This window comes from Jatrophihabitans sp. YIM 134969 (assembly GCF_054456675.1).
Genome location: NZ_JBTJEQ010000003.1, coordinates 91,479 through 116,891 on the forward strand (window position 1 = coordinate 91,479; position 25,413 = coordinate 116,891).

Below are 25,413 nucleotides of genomic sequence, written 5' to 3' on the forward strand. Positions count from 1 at the left end.
GGTTACGGTGCTGTCAGGCTCGGGGCCGTCACAGCCACCCCACCTCAGGAGAACCACCATGAGCACCTCACTGACCGGCACCACCGCGCTCGTCACCGGCGCAAGCGGCGGCATCGGCGCCGCCACCGCCCTGTCGCTCGCCGAGCAGGGCGCGAACGTCGCCCTGGTCGCGCGCCGCAAGGACCGCCTCGACGAGGTGGCCGAACGCATCACGACCGCCGGGGGCCACGCGATCGCCGTCGAGGCCGACATCACCGACCGGCACCAGGCCGAGACCGCGGTCGCCCAGACCGTCGCGACCTTCGGGAGCCTCGACACCCTCGTCAACAACGCCGGCGTCATGCTCATCGGCCCGGCCGAGACCGCGCCCGTCGAGGAGTGGGACCGCATGATCGCCCTCAACGTGCAGGGGCTGCTCTACACCACCCACGCCGTCCTGCCACACCTGATCGCCGCCGCCGGGGGTGAGCGCGGAACCGCTGACATCGTCAACATCAGCTCGCTGGCCGGGCGCGTCCCGATCGCGGGTTCGGCGGTCTACTCCCTGACCAAGCACGGCGTCGGCGCCTTCACCGAGTCGCTGCGCCAAGAGGTCACGAGCCGCCACGTCCGCGTGGTGCTCGTGGAACCGGGTCCGGTCGCGACCGAGCTGTTCACGCACATCCGTCCGGAGATCCTCGAGGCCTCGAGGGACGCCTTCGCCGACGCCACCCTCCTGCACGCCGAGGACATCGCCGACGCCATCACCTACGCCGTGACCCGACCGGCACGCGTGGTGCTCAGCGAGCTGCTCATCCGCCCCGACGGCAGCCCGTGGTGACGACCACCCACCCCGACCCGGTCACGGTGGTGTCGCCGGCCGCGGGCGCCGCCGTCACTCGTTCATGCCGGCCGACCCCTCGAAGGTCGCCTTCATCGGGTCGAGCGTGATGTCGGCCCACGAATCGGCGTTCATGAACTCCTCCCACCGCTGGTAGAAGGCGCGGTGGTTGGCCTCGGACACGAAGCGGTCGGAGATCGCACCGGGGAAAACGTCGTCCTGGTGGGTGTTGCCGATCCCCATGTTGACGTACTGGCCCATGTCGCGGGCGCCGGCGTAGAGACCCGATTCCGACACCTGTCGCCAGTTGTCGATGTCGTCGGACTCGAAGTGGCCGCCGGCACCGTTCTGCGCCGCGTGTTGCATCGCCTCCTTGCGCTGGGCCTCCGGGCTGTCGGCCGCGCTGACGATGCTGAAGTGCCAGAACTCGGTCTTCAGCGGACCACGCGGGATCGCCAGCCGGAAACCCAGCACGGTGTTGGGGAACAGGCTGTGCGTACCGAGCGCCAGTTGCGAACCGCGCAGCTCGCCCAGGCGGGACACGGCTTCCTGCTGGTTCTCCGCGGTCTTGTCGACCCCGAACTCGGTCTTCTCGAACGCGTCGTCGGGCATGCGGAAGAACGCGAACTGGTGACCGTTGACGAAGGCGAGCCGACCCTTCTTGTTCCAGATCGTCGACTGGTTGATCCGACCGGCGCCCATGATGCGGGTCAGGGCGTTGGCAGCCGAGGAGTGCGAGTACGGAACGTGGTACCAGTCGGAGCAGTTGTCGACCGCGGTCTTCCAGTTCACCGGCTGGATCCACTTGTGCGGCCCGTACGCCACGGTTCCCTTGCCGCTGCGGTTGAACTCCATGTCGAGGTACCAGCGGCCGTCGCCGAGGTACTCCTCCAGGCTGGGCGCCTCGGGGTCCCAGGTGGCGAAGACGAGTCCGGCGTAGGTCGCCACGCGTGCCTTCTTGAGACCGAGGCTCCCCTTGTCGATCCGGCCGTCGTACAACTCCTGCTCACCCGGCACGTACTCGAGGGAACCGTCGAGGCCGTAGGTCCACGAGTGGTAGGTGCACACGAAGGAGTTGCAGCTGCCGTCATCGGTGCGCACCACACGCGCGCCACGGTGGCGGCACACGTTCAGCAGCGCGTTGACCTGGCCGGTGCGGTCGCGCGAGAGGATCACGGGCTCCTCGCCCATGTACGTGTGGAAGAAGTCCCCGGGGTTCGGGATGAGACTCTCGTGACCGATCAGGAGCCACGCCCGGCCGAAGATGTTCTTCATCTCCTGCCGGTACACCTCGGGGTCGGTGTAGATGGTCGGGTCGAGCCGACCGGTCTCCTGGTCGAGCACGCTGTAGGTCGGGTTGGTCGTCATGTCGTGGCCTTTCGCGAGCGTTGGAGGAGCGTCAGAAGAAGATCGCGAGGTTCTTGTCGAGGATCACGTTCGCGTCGAGCACGACCGTGCGGTGCGCGATCTTCCACGAGGAGCCGACGGGCCGGAGGAGGTCCTGGCGGTAGCCGGAGTACATCGCCGAATCGGTCTCGCCGTGGGACCGGTGGCAGATGAACGCGGTCTTGGCGTGCACGGTGTCGTCGTCGTCGACGTCCTCGATGACGAGGTTGCCGACGAGATGACGAGTCCGCGACGGCGGTTCCTCCGCCCACGCGGCGCCGCTCTCGAGCCGCTGGACCCTGACCTCCATGAGCTGGCGGTCGTCCTCGAAGAACGGCAGGTCCGTGCCCGCGCGAGGCACCTCCCGGCTCAGCTCCCGCCGCATCACGTTCTTGCGGCGGGGCATGAAGTACACCATGTCGTCGGTGAACAGATCGAGCCATTCGCGCAGGCGTCGGTCGTCGAGCAACCACGCCTCCGCGATGTAGAAGTTCATGATCTCGGACCAGAGGTTCGGGCCGGGCGCCGGCCGGGGTGCCACCTGTTCGAGGCTCGGAGTCATGAGGCTCATCTCGCTGGTGTTCCTCTCACTTCTGCTTCAGCTGCGCGATCGCACAGCCCTGTCGGCCCCGGAGGTCCACGTAGACGACACCGTCCACGACGACCACCGGATAGGTGGCCAGATCGACCGAGGCGGGCGGCGTCGCCGCCTTCCCGGTCCTGATGTCGAAGGCCGCGAAGTGCAGTTCGCACTCGACCCGCCCGTCCTCGATCCAGCCGCTGCCGAGGGAGTACTCGGCGTGGGTGCAGGTGTCGTCGGTCGCGTGGAAGCCGTCCTCGAGGTGGAACACGGCGACCGGAGGGGTGAGCGCCAGGACCTGCGCCGTGTTCACCTCGATCGCGTCGGCGGGACCGACCTCGGTCCACTCCACGAGTCCGTCCGCGTCCACCTGGCTCGGGTCGACCGTCATCACGTGGCCACTCCGTTCGAGCTGCACCGCGCCAGGAAGTCGAGGACGACCGACGCCCACGCCTCCGGACGCTCCATCGGCGGCCAGTGACCACACTCGTTGAGCAGGACGACGTCGGCGTTCGGCATGTGACTGAGGAACAACAGGGCCTGCTCGAACGGGACCATCCGGTCGAACCGGCCGTGGACCACCAGGGTCGGCACCGTCACGGTGTGCAGGTCGACGACGTTGCTGTGGTCGACACTGACCGAGTTCCGAGCCGCCTGCCAGTGGTCGGCGTGCTCGGCCCGGAACGCCATCAGCTCGTCGACGAACTCGTCGGTCACGATGCTGTCGTCGAACCACAGGCCCCGCAGCAGGCGGACGAGCTTGTCCCGACTCGCGGGGTCGTCGTGGAGTTCGGCGAACAGCCGCGCGACCTCGCCGGGGAACGGCGCGAGCAGGTACGGGTCGCCACCGGTCGACGCGTGGCACGCCCCGATCACGAGCGCCTCGACACGGTGGGGATGCTGCAACGCGAGGTCGAGGCAGGTGGTGGCGCCCATCGACGTGCCGACGCACGGCGCCTTGTCGATCCCGAGGTGGTCCATGACGCGGACGACCGCGCGCACCACGACGTCGTGAACCGGTTCGTGGTAGGTCACCGGGCCGGTGTGGCCGTAGTTGGTGAGCTCCACGACGACGCACCGTCGGGTCCGCGTGAGGATGTCGAGGGCGCGGCGGTAGAGCAGCCACGCCGTCGACCCTGGCTGGGGACCCCAGGCCGACACCAGCACGACGGGCTCGCCGTGGCCGATGTCGAGGTAGTACACCGGTCCCTCCGGCGTCTCGATGGTGTGCGCGACGTCATCGGGTGCCGACAGCACGCCCGTCGTGGTCAGGTGCAACGCGGTGGACATCGAATCGCCTTTCTCGGGCGGTCGGTCGATGAGGTGAGCCCACTCTGGGTGCGCCGTGTTTCATCGCAACGAACTGGTCCGCTGAGCGAACCGCTGACCGTCACGTCGGCCCGGATCAGCCCGGAGCCGTCGACAGTTCCTCGTGGGGTGGTGTGATGACAGCGTCCGAGCGCGTCAGCGCGACCGCCGCCGAGCGACCGGGCAGGGCGAGGCCGGCGAGGGCGGCACACGCGGAGAACCCCGCCGCGATCAGCAGTGCCGTGCGGTACGGACCTCCGCCCGTCGCAGCTGCCCCCGCGCCGGAGGTGATCACCGCGGTGGCGACGCCGACGCCGACCGCGGTCGCGACCTGGCGGTTGACGTTGAGCAACGTCGCACCGCGGGTCAGAGCGCGGGGCGCGGTGCGGGAGAAGATCGTCGTCTGCAGGCTCACCATGGCCATGCCGTTGCTGAAGCCGGCGAGGAACATGAGCAGCACGAAGACCCACATCGGCGAGTGGTCTGCGAGTCGACTCGTCGTGACGAGCGCCCCGGCCAACGACGCCTGCCCGATCACGACCATCGTCCGTGGGCCGAGCAGGTCGTAGCCGCGCCCGACCGTCTGCGTGGACAGCACGACACCGACGGGGACAGCGGCGAGCACCAGGCCAGCCTCGAACGGTGTGCGCCCTGTCACCTCCTGCAGGAGCAGTGGCACGACGTAGTACATCCCACCGAGAAAGGCCAAGGTCTGGAACCCGGTGGCCACACTGCTGGCGCGGAAGACCGGCTCGGCGAACATCCGCAGGTCGAGCAGGGGAGTGCGCGCCCGCAGTTCGAGTCCGACGAACGTCGCGAGCGCCGCGACGGCGACCGCTGTGACGACCACGGTGCGAGGGTCGGCCCACCCCGAGTTCGGTGCCTCGCCCAGCGCGTACAGCACCCCGCTCAGACCGATCGCCGCGGCGAGGAACGCGACCACGTTGAGTCGCTCCCGCACGCCCGGGCCGTCACGCTCCAGCCCGAACAGGACCACCGCCGCCGTCGCCAACCCGATCGGCGCGTTGAGGAAGAACGCGGCGCGCCACGACAGGTGGTCCACCAGCAGACCGCCCAGCGGTGGCGCGATCGCCGGCCCGAGGGCGATCGGCATCAGCAGGAGCCGGGTCATCCGTGCCCGTTCGCCCTGGGGGTACGTGCGGTACAGCATCGCGGTCGCGATCGGCCCGACCAGGCCACCGGCCGCGCCCTGGACCGCGCGGACCGCGACCAGTTCCGACAACGTCTGGGCCAGTCCGCAGGCGGCGCTCGCCACGACGAACCAGACGGTCGCGTGGACGAACACACGTCGCTCGCCGAACCGGGCCGACAGCCACGGCGCGACCGGCATCGCGATCGCCAACGCGAGCACGTAGCCGAGCACCGCCCACTTCACGGACTCGAGCGACGCGTCGAAGTCACGCGTGAGGGTCGGCAGCATGATGTTCACGACGTGGGTGTCGAGCGCCGCGAGGAGCAGGCTGGTCACGTACGCCGTCGCGGCCGCGCGCCGCGGCGTGATCACCGCGCGGAGGCGGGGCCGGTGTCCTCGTCGGATCACCGGCCGGGACGACCCGGTCGGACCCGCCGCCGCGGGGAGACGGTCATGGCTGTCATTGGAATCACGCCGACCGGGCTCGATCAACGCGGTGGACCACTGAACGGACCGTCCGTCACCTCCCACACGGGCCGACCTCTCGCGCGTCGCGCCGTAACTCAGAAGTAACGGGGGCCGTCCCGCTCAGCGGACTTCGCGGTCGACACGAAATCCCCGCTTCCTAGCGTCAGCACCCGTCGTGCTCCGACCGGAGAGCGCGCACAGACGACGAGGAGTCCTGCGATGACGACCACCGCTTCCGCACTCGACGCGGTGTACTCCCTGGGTGCGCCCGAGGGTCGGCTCGTTCCGGCCGGTGACGGCGACCAGCTCTGGATCGCCGAGGTGGGCGAGGGTCGGCCGACGGTGTTCCTGCACGGAGGCGGGCCGGGTTGTACCTCCTGGACCGATTTCGCGCCGGTGGTGCCGCTGTTCGCTGCGGACCGTCGGGTCATCCTCGTCGACCTGGCCAACTACGGCTTCTCCCCGAGGACCTCGGTCCGCGGCCCGCGGTGGACCTTCCACGCCGAGAAGGTGGCGGCCGCGCTGGATTCCCTCGGCGTCGCGGGCGCCGACTTCGTGTGCAACTCGATCGGGGGTTCGACCGCCATCGCGCTCGCGGCCGCGCGCCCCGACCTCGTCCGCAAGATGGTCGTGACCGGCAGTGAGCCGATCGACCGCGGGCGGGGCGCCCGCACCCCGGAGTACGGGCTCGAGGGCTCGACGGCGTGGGCGAACTACTACGGCGGTGACGGCCCGTCGCGCGAGAAGATCGTCGCGATCATGAGCCGACTGGAGTACACCGGCCCCGACGCGGTCGAGGACGACCGGGTCGAGCTCCGCTACGTCTACAGCTGCACCGAGGGGCAGACCTACCTCGGCACCACGCCCGGCGCGATGGGCGACGCGGACGACCTCGAGGCCAAGCTCGCGACGGTGCAGGCGCGCATCCTGTTCCTCTACGGCAAGCAGGACATCTTCGTGCAGGACACGTACCCGGTGCTCCTCTCGGACATCGCCCCGTACGGCGACGTGTACCTGATGGACCGGGCCGCGCACCACATGGAAGAGGAACGACCGGCCGATTTCACCGCTGTCGTCACGGCCTTCCTCGACTCGGCGACGACCAACACCTAGGCGTTCACCGACCCGCAACGTCGCCGACATCCCCCTCGGGGGCGGGCGGGTCAGGCTGGAGCCGCCAACGGCGCCGGACCTGTGCCACCGAGACCGAGAGGCCAGCATGACCCGACCGATGCACACCTTCGACGAGGCCGAGATGACCACCGACATGGGCGCCGCCTCGGTGATCGAGAAGGTACGACGTCTCATCGAGACGATGGCGGCGCACGGGCCGCTCGGACTCACCGCGCTCGCGAGGGAGTCGGGGATCTCGAAGACGACCGTGCACCGGCTGTGCGGAGAGCTGGTCGAGTGGGGCGTCGTCGAGCGGTCCGCGGGGGTGTTCCAGCTCGGAGCCCGGCTCGCCGAGCTCGGCGACATGACACCGTCCTCCGAGTCGCTCGCGGAGGTCGGACACCCCTACCTCGCCGAACTGTTCGCCGCCTTCCGGTTGACGTTCAACCTCTCGGTGCCCCACGGCACGCGCAGTGTGCGGTGCGTCGACAAGATCTGGGCGCCGGGGCGCGACCACTCCAGCTTCTGGATGGGGATCGGGACGCGCGCGCCGATGCACTGCACGGCCACGGGAAAGGCCATCCTCGCCTTCAGTCCGCCCGAGGTCCTCGCCGCCGTGCTGTCCGAGCCCCTGGTCGCGATGACGCCGTACACCATCAGCGGACCCGACCGCCTGACCAACGAGATCGCGGAGATCCGTCGGACCGGCGTGGCCTGGGTGCGCAACGAGATCCGCATGGACTCCTCCGCGATCGCGGTGCCGATCGTCATGGCCAGCGGGAAGGTGGTGGGGGCGATCAGCGCCGGTGTCACCGGCAAGGTGACCGCGGTCGGTCAGCTCGAGACCGCGATGAAGACCCAGGCCCGCCGGATCGCCGCCACCATGCACTGAGGGTCCGCCACAGCAAGCTCGCGCCCGTCGCAGGAGAACGCGACGCCGTCATCTGGAGGACCGTGTTGGACAGCTCGGTGTTCGTCGTCGTCGGTGCCAGCCTGGCTGGCTTGCGAGCCGCGGAAGCCTTGCGTGTCAGGGGTTTCGACGGTCGCCTCGTGCTCGTCGGAGAAGAACCACACGCGCCGTACGAGCGGCCGCCGTTGTCGAAGGCCGTGCTCCACGGCCACGCCGACGCCGCGAGCGTTGTCCTGCGCAACGACTGGGCCGAGATCGACGTTGAACTCGTCACCGGCGACGCGGTCGTCGAGGTGTCGGCGAGCGACCGTCAGCTGACGTTGGCATCCGGCCGGCGACTCCGCGCCGACGAGGTCCTCCTGGCCACGGGCGGGCGCCCCGCTCGTCTCCCGGTGCCCGGCGCCGACCTCGAGGGCGTCTCGACGCTGCGGGACCTGGACGAGGCGCTCCACCTCGCGGCGCAGTTGGCGGACGGCTGCCGACTCGTCGTGGTCGGTGGTGGTTTCATCGGCCTCGAGGTCGCCGCCAGCGCCCGTCAGCTGGGGTGCGACGTGACGGTCGTCGAGGCTGCGAGCATCCCGCTGGCCCGTGGCCTCGGCCCGGAGTGGGGCGGCTTCGTGGCGGAGCACCACCTCCGTCACGGAGTGCGCATCGGCACGGGTGTCGGCGTCCGGGCCATCCACGGCGTGCACGGCCGGGTGCGCACGGTGGAACTCGACGACGGCACCGTCCTGCCGGCCGACGTCGTCGTGGTGGGTGTCGGGATGCAACCCCGGGTGGAACTGGCCGAACGGCTCGGGCTGGAGGTCGACGGCGGCATCGTGGTGGACGCTGCCGCGCGCACGTCCAACCCGCACGTCTTCGCAGCGGGCGACGTCACCGTGCAGCCGAGCTGGGACGGGACGCGGATGGTGCGGTACGAGTCCTACCAGAACGCCCAGGACCAAGCGGATGTCGCCGCGGCGTCGATGTTGGGTGATCCAACTCCCGCGCGTCAGGTGCCGTGGTTCTGGAGCGACCAGTTCGACCTCAACGTGCAGACGGCCGGCGAGCTCGGCGGGCCCGACGAGGTGGTGTTGCGCGGGGACCGGGACGACGCGAGTTTCGCGGCGTTCCACCTGTGCGCCGGTCGGGTCGTCGGCGTGTTCGCCGTCAACCGCGGCCGGGACGTGCGGGCGGGCATGGCGCTCATCGACGCCCGCATGCCGGTCGACGCCGGAGTCCTCGCCGACGAGTCGGTGGACCTGCGCAAGCTGGCCCGCCGCCACGTTTCCGGCACGCAACAAGTACGCGTCCTGTCCCGCTGACCGGACCGCCCGACGACGCCGGGGTCGTCTCCTTCCCCACGATGTCACGCAACATCACGCCGCCGCAGACAGCGACGCGCGGACCGAACGAGAGGCACAGCGATGCCGGACACCAGCACGGGCGGCGGGACCAGGACGCCGTTCATCACGGTGCAGGGCGTCAGCAAGTCGTTCCCCGGTGTCAGGGCGTTGGACGACGTCAGCCTCAACGTGTACCCCGGCGAGATCCACGCCCTCACCGGCGAGAACGGCTCGGGCAAGTCCACGCTGTCCAAGATCATCGGCGGTCTCCACCAGCCGGACAGCGGCACGATGTGCCTGGACGGTCAGCCGATCTCGATCCCGAACCCAGCGGCCGCTCTCAGCCACGGCATCGTGACCATCAGTCAGGAACTCACCCTGGCCACGAGCCTGACCGTGGCGGAGAACGTGTTCCTCGGCCGCCTCGCCCGCACCCGCGCCGGCCTCATCGACTGGACCACCACCCACCGCGAGGCAGAAGCGGTGTTGGACCGACTCGGAGTCCACGTCGATCCGCGCGCGCGTGTCTCGTCCCTCAGCCTCGAACTCCAACAGGAGGTGGAGATCGCCCGCGCGCTCTCCACGGATGCACGACTGCTGATCCTGGACGAGGCGACCTCATCGCTGTCCGAGGCCGCGACCGACCGGCTGCTCACGATCGTCGAGCAACTCGCGGCCGACGGCGTCGCGGTGCTCATGATCAGCCACCGCATGCCCGAGCTCTACCGCTCCGCCCACCGCGCCACCGTCCTACGTGACGGCAAGCTCGTCGGCGAGGTCCCGCTGCCCGAGACCCCCGAGGACCAACTCGTCCGGATGATGGTGGGTCGCGACCTCCTGGACTACTTCGGCACGCGCCAGGTCGATCCCGGCGAGGTCGTCCTGGAGGTGAAGGACCTCGCCACACCGGACGGACTGTTGCAGCCCACAACGTTCACGCTACGACGCGGCCAGATCCTCGGGGTCGCAGGACTTGTGGGATCCGGCAAGAGCGAGCTCGGCCTCGCGCTCGGCGGAGTCATCCCCGCGACCGGCGAGGTCGTCGTCGACGGCACCCCCGTGCGGATCACCAACCCGGCTCGCGCACTCGCGGCCGGCATCGGGTTCGTCCCCGAGGACCGCAAGGGCCAGTGCATCCTCCCCGGACGGAGCGTCGCCGAGAACTTCGCGTTGAGTTGGATGAAGGACCTCAGCAACCGCGGCGTCCTGCGGGTGCGTCAGGAACGTCGTCGCGTGATCGACAGCATGGCGCGGTACGGCGTGGTGGCTGCCCACCACGGGGTGACGATCTCGACGCTGTCCGGAGGCAACCAGCAGAAGGTCGTACTGGGGCGACTCTTCGCGAGGGGCTGCACGGTGTACGTCCTCTCCGAGCCCACCCGTGGCGTCGACGTCGGAGCCAAGAGCACGATCTACCAGCTGCTCCAGCGACTCGTGTCCGACGGTGCCGCCGTCATCATCATCTCGTCCGAGATCCCGGAACTGCTCGGTCTCGCCGACGAGGTCCTCGTCTACCACCAGGGACGCGTCCGGGAGCGCCTGACCGCCGACGACATGAACGAGGAGTCCGTGGCGAGCGTGGCCGTCTCCGGGCGTCCCCTGCAACGCGCGTCATGACGACCTCCGACCTCCCTCCCGTCCACCGTCCGAAGAGAGCAACCTCGTGACAACGATCGACATCGAGAAGACAGCGCCGGTCGAGCCGGCGGCCGCGGCCCGTGAGCCACGCCGGGCCTCGCGTCGACGGCCCTCCCTGGGCAAACACACCGGTCTCGCGATCGCCTTCGCCGTCGTGGTGGTCTACCTCTGGGCGACCCAGCCGATCTTCATGACCTGGGGCAACATCACCAACGTCGTCGCGAGCAACAGTGTGGTGCTGGTCCTCGCTGTCGGTGCGACGCTCGTGGTGATCTCGGGCGGACTCGACCTGTCGACGGCAGCGGCGACCACCCTCGCCGGGATGGCGATGGGCTTCGCGCTCTCCCACGGGGCGCCGTTCGCCGTGGCGCTGCTGGTCACCGTGGCGGTGGGCCTCGTGCTGGGTCTGCTGAACGGGGTGCTGATCGCCGGACTCAAGATGTCCTTCCTGGTGGTGACGCTCGGGACCATGTCGGTGTTCACCTCGATCGCCTTGGTGAGCAACAACGGCGCCACGATCGGCGTCTTCACCGCCGACGGGTTCTCTCCCCTGCGCACCTTCATGACCGGCAAGGTCGCCGGGGTGCCGTACCTGATGATCTTCGACGTGGTGCTGGCCCTGGTCGCGGGTGCCGTCCTGCGCTACACGGCGTACGGGCGTTCGCTGTTCGCGATGGGCTCCAACCGCGAGGCGGCCCGCATCAACGGCATCAACGTCGTCCGGGTCGAACTGTCGACGTACGCCCTGGCCGGCGTCGCGGCGGGTGTCGGCGCCCTGATCCAGGTCGGGCGTCTGTCGGGTGCGGCTCCGCAGGTCGATCAGACCCAGCTGCTCGCCGTCCTCGCCGCGGTGCTGATCGGTGGTACCGCGCCGGTCGGCGGCGACGGCGGGGTCTTCGGCACCGTCCTCGGGGTCTTGTTCCTCGGGGTCATCTCCAACGGCCTGACCATCAGCGAGGTCTCGGCGTTCTGGCAGGGCACGGTCAACGGCGGCATCCTGCTGCTCGCGGTCCTGCTGAGCACGGCTCGGTCGCGCTCCTGGTTCCGACGCCGCCCGAAGCAGCTGACGACGTCGGCGGTGGCACCACCTGTGTCGCCTGTTCACGGCTGACACCGGTCCGGCTCTGCGGCCGGGACCGCTGATCCCCCTTCCTCTGCACCGCCCTGGTCCGCGCGCTCTGTCGCGCTGCCCTCCCACAGCGCCCCACCCACCCTCTCGAAAGGTCTCCTCATGCGCTTCAGGTATCTCACCCCGGCCGTCGCGAGCGTCCTGCTCGTCGGCACCCTCGCGGCCTGCTCGAGCTCGGGTGGTTCCACAGGTGGCGACACGTCGGGCGTCGCCGCGACCGTGGCCGGGGGCTCGGGTGGCGTGCCCAGCGCCAAGCTCCGCATCGACTACGCCTCGCCCGTCGCGGCGCAGCCCGGACAACAGCAGTTCGACCAGGGCGCGAAAGCCGCAGCCTCGGTGTCGGGCTCGACCTTCGACTCGCTCGACTCGGCGGTGAGCGCGTCGAAGCAGATCACGAACATCATGACGATGCTCCAACGCAACCCCGACGTCATCGGCACCTGGACGCTCGACCCGGGCGCCACGGCCGGCGTCTACAACCAGGTGGTCACGCAGGGCATCCCGTTGATCGGCGTCAACTCCAACGACAACGGCATCACCAACGCGGTGTGGGGAAGCACGCAGCTCTGCACGGCCGACGGCCCCTGGGCGCAGACAGCGAAGATGTTCGCGAAGAAGGACCCCGGCGGCAAGGTCGCGACCATCGGCCTCGACGGCGTCCCGTCGATCGACGCCAACACCAAGTGCTTCACCGACGCCGCGAAGGTGGCGGGCCTCGACGTGGTCGCGCACGTGTCCAACACGTCGGACGATTCCGCCGGTGGGCAGAAACTGATCGCGGACGTCCTGACCAAGAACCCCGACCTCAGTGGCGTCTGGGCGTACAACGACGCCTCGGCCCTGGGCGCGTCGGCGGCCGTGCTCGCCGCCGGCAAGAAGGTGTCCGACGGCACTTCCGACGGTTTGATCATCACCGGGTCGAACGGCGACTCCGACGCCGTCGACGCCATCAAGCAGGGGCGACTGACGGCCACGTGGGACCCGAACAACGTCGAGATGGGCTGGTTGTTCGTCCTGATGGCCCAGGAGGTCAAGGCGGGGTCGGCTCCGAAGTCCGCGGTCATGCCGGCGACGCTGGTCGACGCGTCGAACGCGGCCGACTGGGTCGCACCCGGCGACCGCACCGTCGACTTCGACTCGTTGAAGTACACCAAGTCCGACTCGCTCGACGGGTGACGGGCCTGCGATCGGCCGTTCGCAGCCGACTGGGGTTCGGCAGCGCACCCCTCGGCAACATGTTCCGTGCGGTGTCCGACGAGGACGCCCACGCCACCGTGGCGGCGGCGTGGGTGTCCAGGGTCCGGTTCTTCGACACGGCACCGGCGTACGGCGCCGGACTCGCCGAACTACGGCTCGGCGAAGCCCTCGCCGACCACCCCCGCGACGCGTACTCGATCGCGACCAAGGTCGGTCGCATCGTGCAGGAGGACGTGTCGTCACGTCCTGACGCGGGCGCGCGGTTGTTCGCCAGCGGCCGTCCGCATCCGGTGGTGGCCGACTACTCCGCGGACGCCACCCTGCGGTCGATCGAGGACAGCATGACGCGGTTGCGCACCGACCGCCTCGACGTCGTGTGGGTGCACGACGTCGCACAGAACGTCCACGGCGACGCGTGGTTGGACCATCTCGCCACGTGCCGGACGGGCGCGTTCCGGGTGTTGGACCGCCTGCGCGACGCAGGCGTGATCGGTGCGTGGGGCGTGGCCACCAACCCCACGGAGCCCATCGAGCTCGTCCTGGCGCTCGACGAGGTGCACCCCGACGGTTTCCTCCTGGCGTGCGGCTACACCCTGCTGGAGCACGACCGCGCCCTGGAGCGGCTGCTCCCCGCCGCCGTGTCCGCGGGTGTCGACATGGTGGTCGGGGGCCCGTACAACTCGGGGATCCTCGCCGGCGGGCCGCACTTCGACTACGGCCCGCCGTCGGATGAGGTCCGGATTCGCGTCGACCGACTCCGCGAGACCACCGTTGCACACGGTGTCAGCCTGAAGGCGGCGGCGCTCCAGTTCTGTCTCGCCCACCCCGCGGCCGTCGCGGTGGTCCCGGGGGCGACGCGCCCGGGCCGTGTCGTCGAGGATGCCGCGGCGGTGGCCGAGTGCGTCCCGGCGCAGTTCTGGCAAGCCCTGAGGAACGACGACCTCATCTCGCCCGGGGCTCCGGTTCCCGTGTCGCCGGGTGACTGACGCTGCCGCGGTCTCGTGGTCGGGTCAGTCGACGCCCGGCGCCGGGCTGGACCGGTGGGCGGCGGCGAGGTCCTCGAGGTGCTGACGTGCGCTCAGCCGGCCGTGGGCGAGCGCAGGAACCTGCTCGACGACGACGGATTCCGCGGCCGGCGAGAGGAACGACCAACTGGCGAAGCCGAAGTGGTTCGCGGCGACGGCACGGGCGAGCCCGACCGCCGGGGAGGCGAACACGGGTGGCGCGACCCGTTCGATCGCCGCCGCATCCGGATCGGCCAACGGGATGTTCCAGTCGCCGGGCTCGCCGGCCGCGAACCGCCTGCGGACCTCGGGACGGAACAGGGCGTCGAGAACAGCCACCGCGTGCCCGGGAACAGGGGACGCTGCGTTGACCCCGATGAAGCTCGCCGTCCCGAAGACGTACAGCGGTACGCCACGTCCTGGATCGCGCGACGGGAACGGCGACGGTGTGACGGCGGAACCCGGTGCCGGCAGCATGCCGGTCATCGCGGGGGCCATGGCGGCGCGACCGTCGACGACCGACGCCAACCCCTCCGCAATGGTCCGGTCGAAGTAGCCGTCACCGAACCACCCCTGCTGGAACCAACGTTGCAGCATCTCGACCGCCGCGACGAACGCCGGCGAGGTCCACGGCAGTTCGTGGCGCAGCGCCGCGCGAACAGCGGCGGGGCCGGCGATGTGGTTCACGACCAACGTCCACAGCAGCTCGCACGATTCGGGGAAGTCGGCGCAACCGGCACCGAAGGGCAGCACCCCGTCGCTGAGCGCGTCGTCCGCCGCCGTCTCCAAGTCCGAGAACGTCATCGGCGGACGAGCGACGCCCTGGTGGGTCAGCAGGAACATCGTCTCGGCGCTGCGCGGCAGTCCGAACAACGCGCCGCCGACCGTCGCGAGCCGGGTGGCGGGCGCCATCAGACGTGTCGTCCAGCCGTGGGTCCTCGCGTACCCGGTGAGATCGGCCAGCAGACGTCGGCGGGCGAGGTCGACAAAGTCCCCGCCGCGCGGCACCATCACCAGGTCCGGGCCGTCGCCGCGCTCGAGGGCTTCGACCGTCCGGTTCCGCGCGTCGTGTCCCAGCGCGTGGACCGCGAGGTGGACGGCGGGTTGTCGGTCGTTGAACGGGTCGACGAACAGCTCCTGGAACCGGTCGGCAGCGGGGCCACGTCCGAGCCACCACGTGACCCGCGTCCGACCGTCGACCACCACGTCACGCCTGCGACGGCGGCCCGGCGGCGATGCGAGCCCGGACGTCCGCGACGTCCATCCGGTACGGACCGACCCGCGTGAGCAGCCAGGTGACACCGTCGACCGCGGACCAGGCCGGTGCGTCGGCGTCGGAGGGCAGCTCGAGGACGATGTCGAAGCCGTCGAGACCGCCCCGTTCGCGACGGATGACCTCGACCAGCGCGCGGACGTCGTCCACGTCCTCGACGGAGATCACGAACGCGCCGTCGTGGCGTGCGGCCCGTCGCAACGGCGCGCGGTGCGGCCAGCGGCCGGCGATCCAGATCGGCAGCTGTCGCTCGCCGTGCGGGCGGGGCAGCAGCGTGACGCCGTCCGCGGTGTAGTGCGTCCCGCGGTGGTCCACGGTGTCGCCCGACAGCATGGCCCGCACCAACTCCAGGCCTTCGTCCAGCATGGCCGCACGCGTCCGCGGATCCGTCTGCTCACCGAACCGGGACAGCTCGCCGACCCGGCCGTCGTCACCGAGGCCGAACCCGAGCGTCAGGCGGCCGGCGGACAGCAGGTCGAGCGACGCCGCCTGCCGGGCCACGACCACCGGGCGTCGCCGCGGCAACGGGGTGACCATCGCTCCGAGCTGCAGTGTCGTGGTGGCGGCGGCCGTGGCGGCCAGACAGATCCAGGGGTCGGCGACGGCGCGCACGGGCTCGGCGTAGAGCAGGTGGTCCCACAGGAACAGCCCGTCCCACCCGGCCTGCTCGGCCTCCACCCCGAGTGCGGCCACGAGACCCGGGTCGGCCAGGTCGTCGAACGGCGGCAGGAACAGCCCGTGCTGCGTCACGCGTGGTCCTGGAGCGTGGCGAGCGTCCGCGCCGTGGCCAGCGAGTCGTCGGCGGCGAGGTGGCGCGGCGCCTCGATCCCGCGGACGGCAGCGGTGACGTGGCGGATCGCGGCGGTGAAGCTGCGCTGGTCGGTCATCGCACGCTCCTGGACCGGTTCGTGGCCCGGACGCACGAGTGTCAGGCGGTCGTCGGCGCCGGGGTGGTACGGGTTGTCGATCTCGATCCGGCCTTCGCTGCCGAGGATGCGGGTGGTGGTGTCGTAGGGCCGCTCGAACCCGCAGGAGAACACCAGTCGACCACCGCCCGGGTGGTCGAGCACGCCCGCGGCGGACACGTCGACCTCGCCCCGGTGGCTGGCGTTCACCGCGACGCGCTCGGGTGCCGCCCCGAACAGCAGTTGGGCGAGCCGCACCGGGTAGCAGCCGACGTCGGCGATGGAGCCGCCACCGAGGCCCGCCGACAGCCGGATGTCGTCGGCCCGGCGCAGGGCGAAGTGGAACGACGACTGGATCTCCTGCACCTCTCCGACGACCCCCTCGGCGAGGAGTTCGACCACACGCAGGAACTGCGGACCGAAGGGGAACACGAACGATTCCCACAGCAACCCGCCCGTCGCCTCGGCGGCCCCGAGGACCCAGCCGACATCCCCGGGCGACGTGCACAACGGCTTCTCGCACAGGACGGCCTTGCCCGCCTCGAGCGCCCGCATCGTCCACTCGGCGTGCGCCGCGTTCGGCAGCGCGACGTAGACCGCCTCGACGGCCGGGTCCTCGAGTGCGGCCTCGTACCCCTCCACACCGCGCTCGACCCCCACCGCGTCGGCGAAGGCTCGCGCCCGTTCGCCGTCGCGTCCGGCCACCACCAGGGGTCGGCCACCTGCTTCGGCCAGGGCGGGGAGGAACTGCGCCCGGGCGATGTTGGCCGTGCCGAGCACGGCCCAGGTCAACGGATCGGGCGTCGCCGTCACCGACCGTCGTCCTTGTGGTGCACGCCGGCGTCGGTGTCGAGATAGTGGTCGGCGAGGCACTTCTCGACGGTGCGCGCGCTCCCGGCCAGCAGTGCATGCTGCAACGGTTCGTGCAGCGCGCGGATGGACCCGAGCGCGAGCTGCTGTCGGTCGATCGCGGACCTCATGAGCGCTCCCATCTGCCCGTTGATGGTCTCCCACAGGTCGTGGACCCGACGCGCCCCCGACGCCTCGAGGATGCTGCGGTGGAACGCGATGTCCGCCTCCACGAGACTCTCGACGTCGTCGTCCGCGGCCGCTTTGTCCATCGCCTGGAGAGCGTCCTTCATGGCGGCGCCGAGGGCCGGGCGCGCGCCGGCCCGGATGCGCCGGGCGGCGCCGGTCTCGAGCACGTACCGCGCGTAGAGCACGTCGCGGGCGTCGTCGGCACTCATCCGGGTGACGACACTCTGTCGCCGCGGGTGGATCTCGATGAGCCCCTCGGCGGCCAGTTGCCGCATGGCCTCGCGGATGGTCGCCCGGCTGACGCCGAGTTCCTGGGCGAGAGTGGTCTCCACCAGACGTGCACCCGCCGGCAGTTCGTCGTTGAGGATCCGGCGACGGAGGTTGCGGCGGGCGACCTCAGGCAGTGACAGGTGCTCGAGCATGGTCACATCCTCTCCGGTGAGACGCCGGTCGGCGAAGCCAGACGCGAGGTGGAGATCCCCTCGTGGTCCGGATCGACCTCGGCGCGCAGCAGGTCCGCGGGGCCCGAGAGGAGCGGCAGGAAGCCCGGACCGTGCCCCGGCCGGGGGCTCGGTCCGTGCACGACCACACCCACGGTGCACCACCCCGACCGGTACCCGAGGTTGGTGCGGGCGTCGAGGTCGTCGACCACCACCAGGTCCCCGAAGCGGAGGATCGCGAGCGTCGGGGCGTCGTGACCGAGGGTGAGGTCGACGTCCCAGGCGTGGGCCGGGCGGCCGATGCCGTTGCCGCACACCTGACTGGACAGGCACGTCCGCACGCCCACCGTGACGGCGTCGCCGGTGGCCGTCACCAGTGACGCCAGCAGACCGGGATCGGCGTTGAGCGCGGTGACGCCCGCGACCGGTGCCGCAGCTCCCTGGCCGAACGCGCGCACCGAGATCTGGTCGGACGGTCGCAGCGCGGCGAGGACGTCCTGCGGGAAGTGGACGATCACCCGCCCCGCCTCACCGCGCTTGCCGACCACGACGCCCCGCTCGCCCGCCGCCGCACCGGTGCGGACCACCGCCGGGTTGCCCACGCACGACAACGAGGTCAACGCGTGCCGGGCCGCCGGGTCGGGGTGGGCGATGGTGACGCCGGGTGCGACGTGGTCGGCGTCGAGGGCGTCGACCGGATCGCCGAGCTCCACGCCCAGCACGATGCCCGCGGTACCCGTCGGCACGTAGGGACGGCCGTCGACGTCGATCTCGTACGGGTGGTCGGACGACTCGGGCTGCTCGACGAACCCGACGAGGTTCATCGCGCCCGGACGCAGGGTCGTGCTCACGCCAGGGCTCCCGTCGCGACGCCGAGGTTCGCCCGGTCGTCGACCCGCACCGCGAACGCCTCGCTCGGGCCGCACAGCAGGCTGCTGGGGCCGGGGCCGTGGCCGAACAGCGCGCACTGACCGGTCGAGATCACCCCGATGGTCGTCCACCCGGGCCGGAAACCCCGCCCGAAGCGGTGGTCCTGGTCTGCCATGGCCACGAAGTCCCCGATCCGCAACGGTTCCAATCCCAGCGACAGGTCGTCGGACTGACCGGCGTAGGCGCCCATGAGGTCGGTGTTGGCGTACTCGCTGGCCATCCCGGCTCCGGCGCCGACCGCGGCCGCCGGCACGTGCATCGCGACCGGCACCTCGAGTCGGCCGTCGGGCAGGGTGGTGAGGCCCCACCCCTCGAGCACCGACGGGTCGAGGTTCTTCACGACGACGTCGGGGTGGTCCAGCAGCCGCAGACCCTGACCGCGGGCCAGCACCGTGACCTGGTCGCCGACCGTCACGTTCTCCAGCACGGCGTCCGGCGCGTCGACCAGGACGTACGCGTGCTGACCGATCACCACCCCGACACCGCCGGCGCCGGGGCCGGACGCGACGGTGACACGGTTGCCGACGCAGGCGAGGAACTGCAAGCCGTAGTTGGCGCCGACCTCCCGGTGCCGCACCGACAGGCCGGGCTCCAGGTGGTCGGTCGCCCAGCCCGTGGCGGGGTCGCCGAGGTGCACCCCGAGGGTCACGGCCCCCATGCCGGGCAGCAGGAACGGCTGCTGGTCGGCGTCGACCCGGTAGGCGTGGCGGTCACCCATCGCGGGCCACACCTCACCGGCCAGCACCTGGGTCACCAGGCGGTCGGCGTTCGTGCGCACTGTCACGGGTTTCTCCCAGTCACGTCGAGGTCTGTCGTACCGGTCAGGGCCGGGCCGCGGCCGGGCCGAAGGTGAAGCCGCGCACCCGCAGGGCGGGCGCGGTGACGGCTCCGTTCCAGATGTTCGGGATGGCCTGGGCCGACACCTCCGAGGAGATGCCGTCGACCCGCGAGAGCACCCCGAGCACCGACTCGGTCCACCGGCCACCGGTGAGCGGCGTGGTGAGCCGACCGTTCTCGATGCGCCACACGGCGTCGCGGGCCACGCCGGTGAGCGTCGTGCGCACCGGGTCGACCACCCGCAGGTACCAGAAGCGTTCGACGAACACGCCGTTCTCGACCCCGGCGATCAACTCGGCCACCGTGGAGTCGCCCGCGGCCAGCACGATGTTCGCCGGTGTCGGTTCCGGCGGGGACTCGCGCGCGATGTGGGCGTGACCCGTCGACGTCCGTCCCAGGCGGCCGGCGGTGACGAGGTCGGTGACGACGTCGCCGATCCGCCCCGCCTCGAGCAACGCGACGCGACGCTTGTCGGAACCCTCGCAGTCGATGGGGATCGGCAGGCCACGGGGATGGAACGCGTCGTCGGCGAGCGTGATCGACGGGCCCGTCACCTGCTCGCCTCCCCGGTCGGCGACCAGTCCGGTGCCGCCGGCGAGGGAGGAGCCGGTGAAGCCGAACGACGCGACGCTCTCGAGCAGGCCGCCCACGGCGACCGGGCCGAGCACGACGTCGTGGGTGCCGGGCTCCAGTGGCTGTCGGCCGCGCATCCGTCGCGCGTTTCCCAGCACACGGGCGGTGGCCCCGGCGACGTCGAGGGCGCCCAGGCGGCGGTCGAGGTCGACCCAGTGCGACGAACCGTCGTCGACGGCGGCGGTGAGCCCGGCACCGACCTCGGTCGCGGCGGTGTGGCGGCGGCGACCGTTGCTGGTGGCAACGGCCATCTCGGTGACGGCGCGGGAGACGACGCCGGCGATCTCGGCCCCGGAGGCGCTCGCGGCGCGCAGGGCACGCCGGGCGAGCTCGCTGCGTTCCTCGATGCCGAACCCCTCGACGGCCGGGTCCCACAGCAGGGCCGTCATGGTCGCGGCCGGGGCTGCGGCGTTGACGTCGGTGGCCGGGCCGCGGTCGCCGCGGGCGGCCTCGACGGCGCGACGCACGGCGGGGCCGAGGTCGTCGAGGTCGCTGGTGACCGCCCGGCCGGTTCCGCCCCCGGCCACCGCCCGCACCCACACCGACCACTCGGTCAGGTCCTGCGGTTGGTGGATGCGGTCGCCGGCGAAGCGCGTGTGCTCGCCGCGGCGCGCGAGCACCGCGACCTCGGTCTGATCGGCGTCGGACAGCCGCAGGACGGTCTCGCACACCTCCTGCGCGCGCTCGGCTCCGAGCGGCGGGGCGAACGTGTCGACGCTCGTCATCCGGCCACCCCGATCGCGACGTCGCGGACCAACGTGGGCGCGGCACCGTGCCCGAGGAAGCCCCACTGCTTGGGTTCCCCCTTGCCGCACGGCATGCCGAACGCCCGGTACTCCTCGGGCCCCGCCACGGCCTCGACCGACCCCCAGAACTCGGGGGTGACCCCGCCGTACGAGAACCCCCGCAGCAGACGGCCTTTTCTGCCCTTCCTGACCTCCCACGCCACCTCGGTGCCGAACTGGAAGTTCAGCCGGCGCTCGTCGATGGACCAGCTGCGGTTGTCGTCGAGCAGGTAGCCGTCGCCCAGGCGCCCGAGCAGGTCGTCGAGACTCCCGGCACCGGGTTCGAGGTAGACGTTGGTGGCGAAGCACACCGGGGTGTAGCCCCAGCCGTCGGCGCGTGCCGCCCCGGGGGAACTCGCACCGGCGCGGGCGACCGCGTCGCGGGAACCCAGGACACCGCGCACGATCCCCCGGTCGATGAGAACCGACCGTTCGGCAGGGGTGCCTTCGTCGTCCCAGGCGAACGTGCCGCGTGTGCCGGGCTTGGTGGGGTCGGCGACGACCGTCACCGCTTCCGAGCCGTACCGCAGCGATCCGATGACGTCAGGGGTCACCCAGGAACGTCCGGCGAAGTTGGCCTCGTCGCCGAGGATCCGGTCCAGCTCGAGGGCGTGGCCGACCGATTCGTGGATCTGCAACGCCATCTGCGCCGGTCCGATCACCAGGTCGGCCCGGCCGGGGTCGGCGCGTGGCGCGGTGAGCAGCTCGACCGCCTCCCGCCCGATGCGGTCGGCGTGGGTGAGCAGGTCCAGCTCCCGGACGTATTCCCAGCCGGCCGCCGAGGTGTTGCCGTGGAACGAGTTCGGGTAGCTGCGCCGTTGCACCGTGCCGTGGCCCGCGGCGGCGACCTGGTTCATCGCACCGGTCTCCATGAGGTGCTGGTGCTGCCGCGAGCCACCGGAGTCGGCGTAGTGCTTGTGCTGCCGCTTGGCGTTGAGGCCGGCGACGCTGTGCACGATCTCGGGGGCGACCTGCGAGGTGCGCACGACGTCCTGCAGCAGCGCCCACTTCTCCTCGACCGGCACGGCGAACGGGTCGGTGCCGACCGGCACCGACCAGCTGCCGCTGCTCGAGGCGCGCGGGGCGAGTCGTACCCGGGCACCGCCGTTCGCGGCCCGGGCGGCGGCGACCGCCCGGGTCGCGACCGTGCGGACGTCCGAGTCGTCACCGACCGGGGACGACGCGAAACCCCAGGTGCCGTCGACCAGAACCCGCACGCCGATGCCGCAGGTGCGTTCGTGCCGACTGTCGGGGTCGGACGAACTCTCCAGGTACGCGCGGTGCTCCTCGCACTCCACGAGGCGGACGTCGACGTGCTCGGCGCCCGATCCCGTGGCGGTGTCGAGCGCGGTGTCGAGGAGCGGGTCGGCGGCGGCGGCGGTGGCGAACCGGCCCCAGGCGTGCGCGTGGAGCGGTTCGCTCACGCAGCACCTTCGGTGCTGGAATCGCCCGTGTAGGGGAAGTCGACCCACGCGCGGCGCCGGTGCGCCGCCTCGAACGCGTTGATGGTCTGCTGCACCAGGGCGCCCTGCCGGAAGTCACCCTGGTTGGTCGGGCCGCCGCCGAGGATCTCGGTGGCGAAGTCGGCGACGAGGTTGCTGTAGAACAACAGCGGCCACGGTTCCAGGGAGGTGCCGCCCTCGGGGAAGAACCGCTCCGGGATCTCCCGCTCGACGAACTCGACGGCGTCCTTGCTCGCGGTCTTGATGGTCTGGCAGATGCCGTTCTCCTCGACCAGACGCACGATGATCGCGCCCTCGGAGCCGTAGATGCGCACCTCGATACCCGGGTAGTTGCCCACGGTTACGAACGAGGACTGCACCGAGGCGAGCCCGCCGCCACCGAACTCGGCGATGAACATGTCACCGTCGTCGATGTTGACCCGGGTCATCTCGCCGGTGCTGCGCAGGATGCGTTCGGGCACGAAGTTGCGCATCGTGCCGACCACGGACTGCATCGGCGCGTCCATCCACCAGTGCATGATGTCGATGACCGGCGCGCCGTAACCCTCGATGGAGGCGACCTGGATGTAGTCCGGGTCGGGGTGGCCACGCTCCTGACGCAGCGGGGTCGACGGGTCGAGCCACTGGCTGTTCTGCTCGAAGGCGTTGACCATGTAGGGCGTGCCGACGAACCCCTGCGAGATGAGCTCGGCCGCGTACATCGTGGCCGGGGCGTAGCGGAAGGTGAAGCCGAGCTTGGTCTTCAGACCCTTGGACTCCGCGAGGTCGGCCGCGCGGATCACCTCGCGGTAGTCGTGGTTCACGGGCTTCTCGCACAGCACGTGCTTGCCGTTCTCCAGCGCGGCCATGCTCACCTCGAAGTGGGCGGTGTCGGAGGTGACGACGTCGATGACGTCGATCTCCGGGTCCTCGACCAGTTCACGCCAGTCGGTCGCCACCCGGGCGATGCCGAAGTCCTCGCCCACCTGCTTGGCCGCCGCGTAGTCCTGGTCGGCGACCCCGACGACCTCACAGCGCGAGTCGCGCTGCCACCCGGGGATGTGCGAGCGGACGGCCCAGCGACCCGTCCCGACAACTCCCACTCGCAGCGTTTCACTCGACATCAGCGGACACTCTCCCTGTTCTGCTTGGACAACTCGACGGTGGTCTCGGTCGCTCGGCGGCACCGACTGAGGTGGTCGCTGCCGAGGTCGATCAGTTCGGTGCTCCACGTGTCACACGCGGATTCGTGCAGAGGGCAACGGTCGGCGAACCGGCACGTCGCCGGCGCCTCCAGCAGCGAGGGCGGGGAGCCTGCGACCGTCCGCAGCCGTTCACCCCGGCGCACGGCCGAGGGCAGGGCCCCGATGAGCGCACGGGTGTAGGGGTGGCGCGGACTCGAGAGCAACGTCGCGGTGTCCGCCTGTTCGACGATCTGACCCGCGTACATCACGGCGACGCGGTCGCACACCTGCGAGATGACGGCGAGGTCGTGGCTGATGAGCACCAGGCTCATCCCGAGGTCGCGCTGCAGGTCGAGCAGCAGACCGAGGATCTGGTCCTGGATCAGCACGTCGAGCGCCGTGGTCGGTTCGTCGGCCACCAGCAGCCGCAGCGGGCGGGCCAGGGCGATCGCGATGAGCGTGCGCTGCAGCATCCCGCCGCTGAACTGGTGGGGGAAGTCGTCGAGCCGCGACTCCGCGGCGGGCAGGCCGACCTTCTTCAGCAGGTCGACCGTGCGGGCCCGGCGTTCCCCCCTCGGCACACCCGCCGCCGCCAGCGCCTCGGCGACCTGGTCACCGATGCGCATGACCGGGTTCAACGAGGTCATCGGGTTCTGCGGGATGAGCGCGACCTCGTGGCGCCAGAGGGCCCGCAGTTCACGGTCGGACATCGTCACCACGTTGCGCGCGGCACGGTCGTCCGCCGGGCGGATCGTCACCTCGCCCGCGACCCTCGTGGCACGGGTGGGGCGCAGCCCGATGAGCGCCCGGGAGGTCACGCTCTTGCCCGAGCCGGTCTCACCGACGATCCCGAACACCTCGCCCTCCCGCAGGGTGAGGTCGACACCGTCAGTGGCGTGGACGTCACCCGACGGCCCGGGGATGGTGACGTGCAGGTCGCGGACCTCGAGCAGCGGCGCGTTCACGCGTTCCCCCGCAGGGCGTCGTTGAGACCGTCGCCGATGAGGCTGAGCGACACCCCGAGCAGCACCAGGGCGAGGCCCGGGAACAGGGCGAGGGTCGGGTTGGTCAGGATGTAGGACTGCGCCCCCGAGATCATCGCGCCCCACTCGGGCGTGGGCTGGCGGATACCGACACCCAGGAAGCCGAGGGAGGCACCGAGCAGGACGTTGCCCACCGCGTCGACCATCGCGAACGTGGTGACCAACGGCAGGATGGTCGGCAGGACGTGCCGGACCATGATCCGCCACCGTCGGAACCCGAGGCACCGGGCGGCGATGACATACCCGTAGCCCTTGGCGGACAAGGTCTGCGCGTGGGCGATGCGGGCGTAGCTGACCCAGCTCGCGACCCAGAGCGCGATGTAGAGGTTGAACAGGCCGGGTCCGAGCGCGGCGATGATCGCGATCACGAGCACGACGAACGGGAACGCGAAGAACAGGTCGACCACCCGCATGACGAGCTGGTCGAACCAGCCGCCGAGGTAGCCCGAGACCAACCCGATCGCGGTGCCGACGACCAGGGTGACGAGCGTGGCACCGAACGCGATGCCGAGGTCGTACCGCCCGCCGTAGAGGATCCGGGCGAGGATGTCGCGGCCGAACTCGTCGGTGCCCAGGGGGTGACCCGCCGTGAACGGTGCCGCGAGCGGGTTCACCGGGTCCAGCGACGTCGGCGACAACGACGTGAACAGCGGCGCTCCGACGCACGCGACGACGATGACGAGCAGCAGCACCACGCCGATCCACAACCCGGGCCGCCCGGACAGGCGCCGGGGCATCGGGATCCGGATGGTGCGCCGGGCACCGGCGGCACGGGCCGCCGTCCGCGGGTCGAGCGCGTCGGTGGCGTCGAGGGCGAGGTCGTCGGCGATCGGGCCGGGCTGCTGGGCGCCGGGGGACGTGAGGGTCAT

At 70.9% G+C, this 25,413-nt stretch carries 24 protein-coding genes; 8 read left to right on the top strand and 16 right to left on the bottom strand.

The window, feature by feature from the left end; translation table 11 throughout:
• Positions 1-58: 58 nt before the first annotated feature.
• Positions 59-820 carry an SDR family NAD(P)-dependent oxidoreductase gene (locus tag ACXR2U_RS02885; protein ID WP_458823418.1) on the top strand — a complete coding sequence of 254 codons (762 nt, stop codon included), beginning with the start codon at positions 59-61 and terminating at the stop codon, positions 818-820.
• A 54-nt stretch (positions 821-874) separates the two neighbouring features.
• Here ACXR2U_RS02885 and ACXR2U_RS02890 read toward each other — a convergent pair whose 3' ends face one another.
• From ACXR2U_RS02890 to ACXR2U_RS02910, 5 genes are all read right to left on the bottom strand, one after another.
• The gene (locus tag ACXR2U_RS02890; RefSeq protein ID WP_458823419.1) at positions 875-2,188 is read right to left on the bottom strand and encodes an aromatic ring-hydroxylating oxygenase subunit alpha; all 1,314 of its coding nucleotides are present in this window, start codon (positions 2,186-2,188) and stop codon (positions 875-877) included.
• A 31-nt stretch (positions 2,189-2,219) separates the two neighbouring features.
• Positions 2,220-2,768 carry an aromatic-ring-hydroxylating dioxygenase subunit beta gene (locus ACXR2U_RS02895; RefSeq protein WP_458823420.1) on the bottom strand — a complete coding sequence of 183 codons (549 nt, stop codon included), beginning with the start codon at positions 2,766-2,768 and terminating at the stop codon, positions 2,220-2,222.
• 25 nt (positions 2,769-2,793) lie between these two features.
• Complete coding sequence (locus tag ACXR2U_RS02900; RefSeq protein ID WP_458823421.1) at positions 2,794-3,177, bottom strand: non-heme iron oxygenase ferredoxin subunit; 384 nt, start codon at positions 3,175-3,177, stop codon at positions 2,794-2,796.
• Positions 3,177-4,076 carry an alpha/beta fold hydrolase gene (locus ACXR2U_RS02905; RefSeq protein WP_458823422.1) on the bottom strand — a complete coding sequence of 300 codons (900 nt, stop codon included), beginning with the start codon at positions 4,074-4,076 and terminating at the stop codon, positions 3,177-3,179. Before ACXR2U_RS02905 ends, ACXR2U_RS02900 begins: the two co-directional genes overlap by 1 nt.
• Before the next feature lie 115 nt (positions 4,077-4,191).
• Complete coding sequence (locus tag ACXR2U_RS02910) at positions 4,192-5,619, bottom strand: DHA2 family efflux MFS transporter permease subunit (protein WP_458823423.1); 1,428 nt, start codon at positions 5,617-5,619, stop codon at positions 4,192-4,194.
• Positions 5,620-5,934: 315 nt separating this feature from the next.
• Here ACXR2U_RS02910 and ACXR2U_RS02915 point away from each other — a divergent pair, with 315 nt between their 5' ends.
• The 7 genes from ACXR2U_RS02915 to ACXR2U_RS02945 all read left to right on the top strand — a co-directional run bounded on the left by ACXR2U_RS02915 (position 5,935) and on the right by ACXR2U_RS02945 (position 14,016).
• The gene (locus tag ACXR2U_RS02915; protein ID WP_458823424.1) at positions 5,935-6,828 is read left to right on the top strand and encodes an alpha/beta fold hydrolase; all 894 of its coding nucleotides are present in this window, start codon (positions 5,935-5,937) and stop codon (positions 6,826-6,828) included.
• Positions 6,829-6,934: 106 nt separating this feature from the next.
• Positions 6,935-7,720: an IclR family transcriptional regulator gene (locus ACXR2U_RS02920; RefSeq protein WP_458823425.1), complete on the top strand. Its 786-nt coding sequence runs from the start codon at positions 6,935-6,937 to the stop codon at positions 7,718-7,720.
• Between the two features lie 77 nt (positions 7,721-7,797).
• Entirely contained in the window at positions 7,798-9,045 is a 1,248-nt protein-coding gene (locus ACXR2U_RS02925; protein WP_458823523.1) for an NAD(P)/FAD-dependent oxidoreductase, read from the top strand.
• Between the two features lie 102 nt (positions 9,046-9,147).
• Positions 9,148-10,683 (top strand): sugar ABC transporter ATP-binding protein, encoded by a 1,536-nt coding sequence (locus tag ACXR2U_RS02930; RefSeq protein WP_458823426.1) that lies wholly within the window; start codon positions 9,148-9,150, stop codon positions 10,681-10,683.
• 46 nt (positions 10,684-10,729) lie between these two features.
• Entirely contained in the window at positions 10,730-11,815 is a 1,086-nt protein-coding gene (locus ACXR2U_RS02935) for an ABC transporter permease (RefSeq protein ID WP_458823427.1), read from the top strand.
• Between the two features lie 120 nt (positions 11,816-11,935).
• Positions 11,936-13,009, top strand: a complete 1,074-nt coding sequence (locus ACXR2U_RS02940; RefSeq protein ID WP_458823428.1) for a sugar ABC transporter substrate-binding protein — start codon at positions 11,936-11,938, stop codon at positions 13,007-13,009.
• Between the two features lie 5 nt (positions 13,010-13,014).
• Complete coding sequence (locus ACXR2U_RS02945) at positions 13,015-14,016, top strand: aldo/keto reductase (protein ID WP_458823524.1); 1,002 nt, start codon at positions 13,015-13,017, stop codon at positions 14,014-14,016.
• 24 nt (positions 14,017-14,040) lie between these two features.
• Here ACXR2U_RS02945 and ACXR2U_RS02950 read toward each other — a convergent pair whose 3' ends face one another.
• From ACXR2U_RS02950 to ACXR2U_RS03000, 11 genes are read right to left on the bottom strand one after another with little or no spacing between them, the layout of a single operon-like run.
• Complete coding sequence (locus ACXR2U_RS02950) at positions 14,041-15,237, bottom strand: ABC transporter substrate-binding protein (protein ID WP_458823429.1); 1,197 nt, start codon at positions 15,235-15,237, stop codon at positions 14,041-14,043.
• 4 nt (positions 15,238-15,241) lie between these two features.
• On the bottom strand, positions 15,242-16,057 hold the full coding sequence (locus tag ACXR2U_RS02955; RefSeq protein WP_458823430.1) for an LLM class flavin-dependent oxidoreductase: 816 nt from the start codon (positions 16,055-16,057) through the stop codon (positions 15,242-15,244).
• Positions 16,054-17,025 (bottom strand): Gfo/Idh/MocA family protein, encoded by a 972-nt coding sequence (locus ACXR2U_RS02960; RefSeq protein ID WP_458823431.1) that lies wholly within the window; start codon positions 17,023-17,025, stop codon positions 16,054-16,056. Before ACXR2U_RS02960 ends, ACXR2U_RS02955 begins: the two co-directional genes overlap by 4 nt.
• The gene (locus ACXR2U_RS02965) at positions 17,022-17,672 is read right to left on the bottom strand and encodes a GntR family transcriptional regulator (RefSeq protein WP_458823432.1); all 651 of its coding nucleotides are present in this window, start codon (positions 17,670-17,672) and stop codon (positions 17,022-17,024) included. Before ACXR2U_RS02965 ends, ACXR2U_RS02960 begins: the two co-directional genes overlap by 4 nt.
• Before the next feature lie 2 nt (positions 17,673-17,674).
• On the bottom strand, positions 17,675-18,541 hold the full coding sequence (locus ACXR2U_RS02970; RefSeq protein WP_458823433.1) for a DUF4438 family protein: 867 nt from the start codon (positions 18,539-18,541) through the stop codon (positions 17,675-17,677).
• Positions 18,538-19,404 (bottom strand): DUF4438 family protein, encoded by an 867-nt coding sequence (locus tag ACXR2U_RS02975; protein WP_458823434.1) that lies wholly within the window; start codon positions 19,402-19,404, stop codon positions 18,538-18,540. Before ACXR2U_RS02975 ends, ACXR2U_RS02970 begins: the two co-directional genes overlap by 4 nt.
• A gap of 37 nt (positions 19,405-19,441) precedes the next feature.
• Positions 19,442-20,815 carry a TldD/PmbA family protein gene (locus tag ACXR2U_RS02980; RefSeq protein ID WP_458823435.1) on the bottom strand — a complete coding sequence of 458 codons (1,374 nt, stop codon included), beginning with the start codon at positions 20,813-20,815 and terminating at the stop codon, positions 19,442-19,444.
• Positions 20,812-22,299 (bottom strand): TldD/PmbA family protein, encoded by a 1,488-nt coding sequence (locus tag ACXR2U_RS02985; RefSeq protein WP_458823436.1) that lies wholly within the window; start codon positions 22,297-22,299, stop codon positions 20,812-20,814. Before ACXR2U_RS02985 ends, ACXR2U_RS02980 begins: the two co-directional genes overlap by 4 nt.
• The gene (locus ACXR2U_RS02990; RefSeq protein WP_458823437.1) at positions 22,296-23,441 is read right to left on the bottom strand and encodes a Gfo/Idh/MocA family protein; all 1,146 of its coding nucleotides are present in this window, start codon (positions 23,439-23,441) and stop codon (positions 22,296-22,298) included. Before ACXR2U_RS02990 ends, ACXR2U_RS02985 begins: the two co-directional genes overlap by 4 nt.
• Complete coding sequence (locus ACXR2U_RS02995) at positions 23,441-24,466, bottom strand: ABC transporter ATP-binding protein (RefSeq protein WP_458823438.1); 1,026 nt, start codon at positions 24,464-24,466, stop codon at positions 23,441-23,443. Before ACXR2U_RS02995 ends, ACXR2U_RS02990 begins: the two co-directional genes overlap by 1 nt.
• Positions 24,463-25,413: an ABC transporter permease gene (locus tag ACXR2U_RS03000; RefSeq protein ID WP_458823439.1), complete on the bottom strand. Its 951-nt coding sequence runs from the start codon at positions 25,411-25,413 to the stop codon at positions 24,463-24,465. The genes ACXR2U_RS02995 and ACXR2U_RS03000 overlap by 4 nt, the downstream gene beginning before the upstream one ends.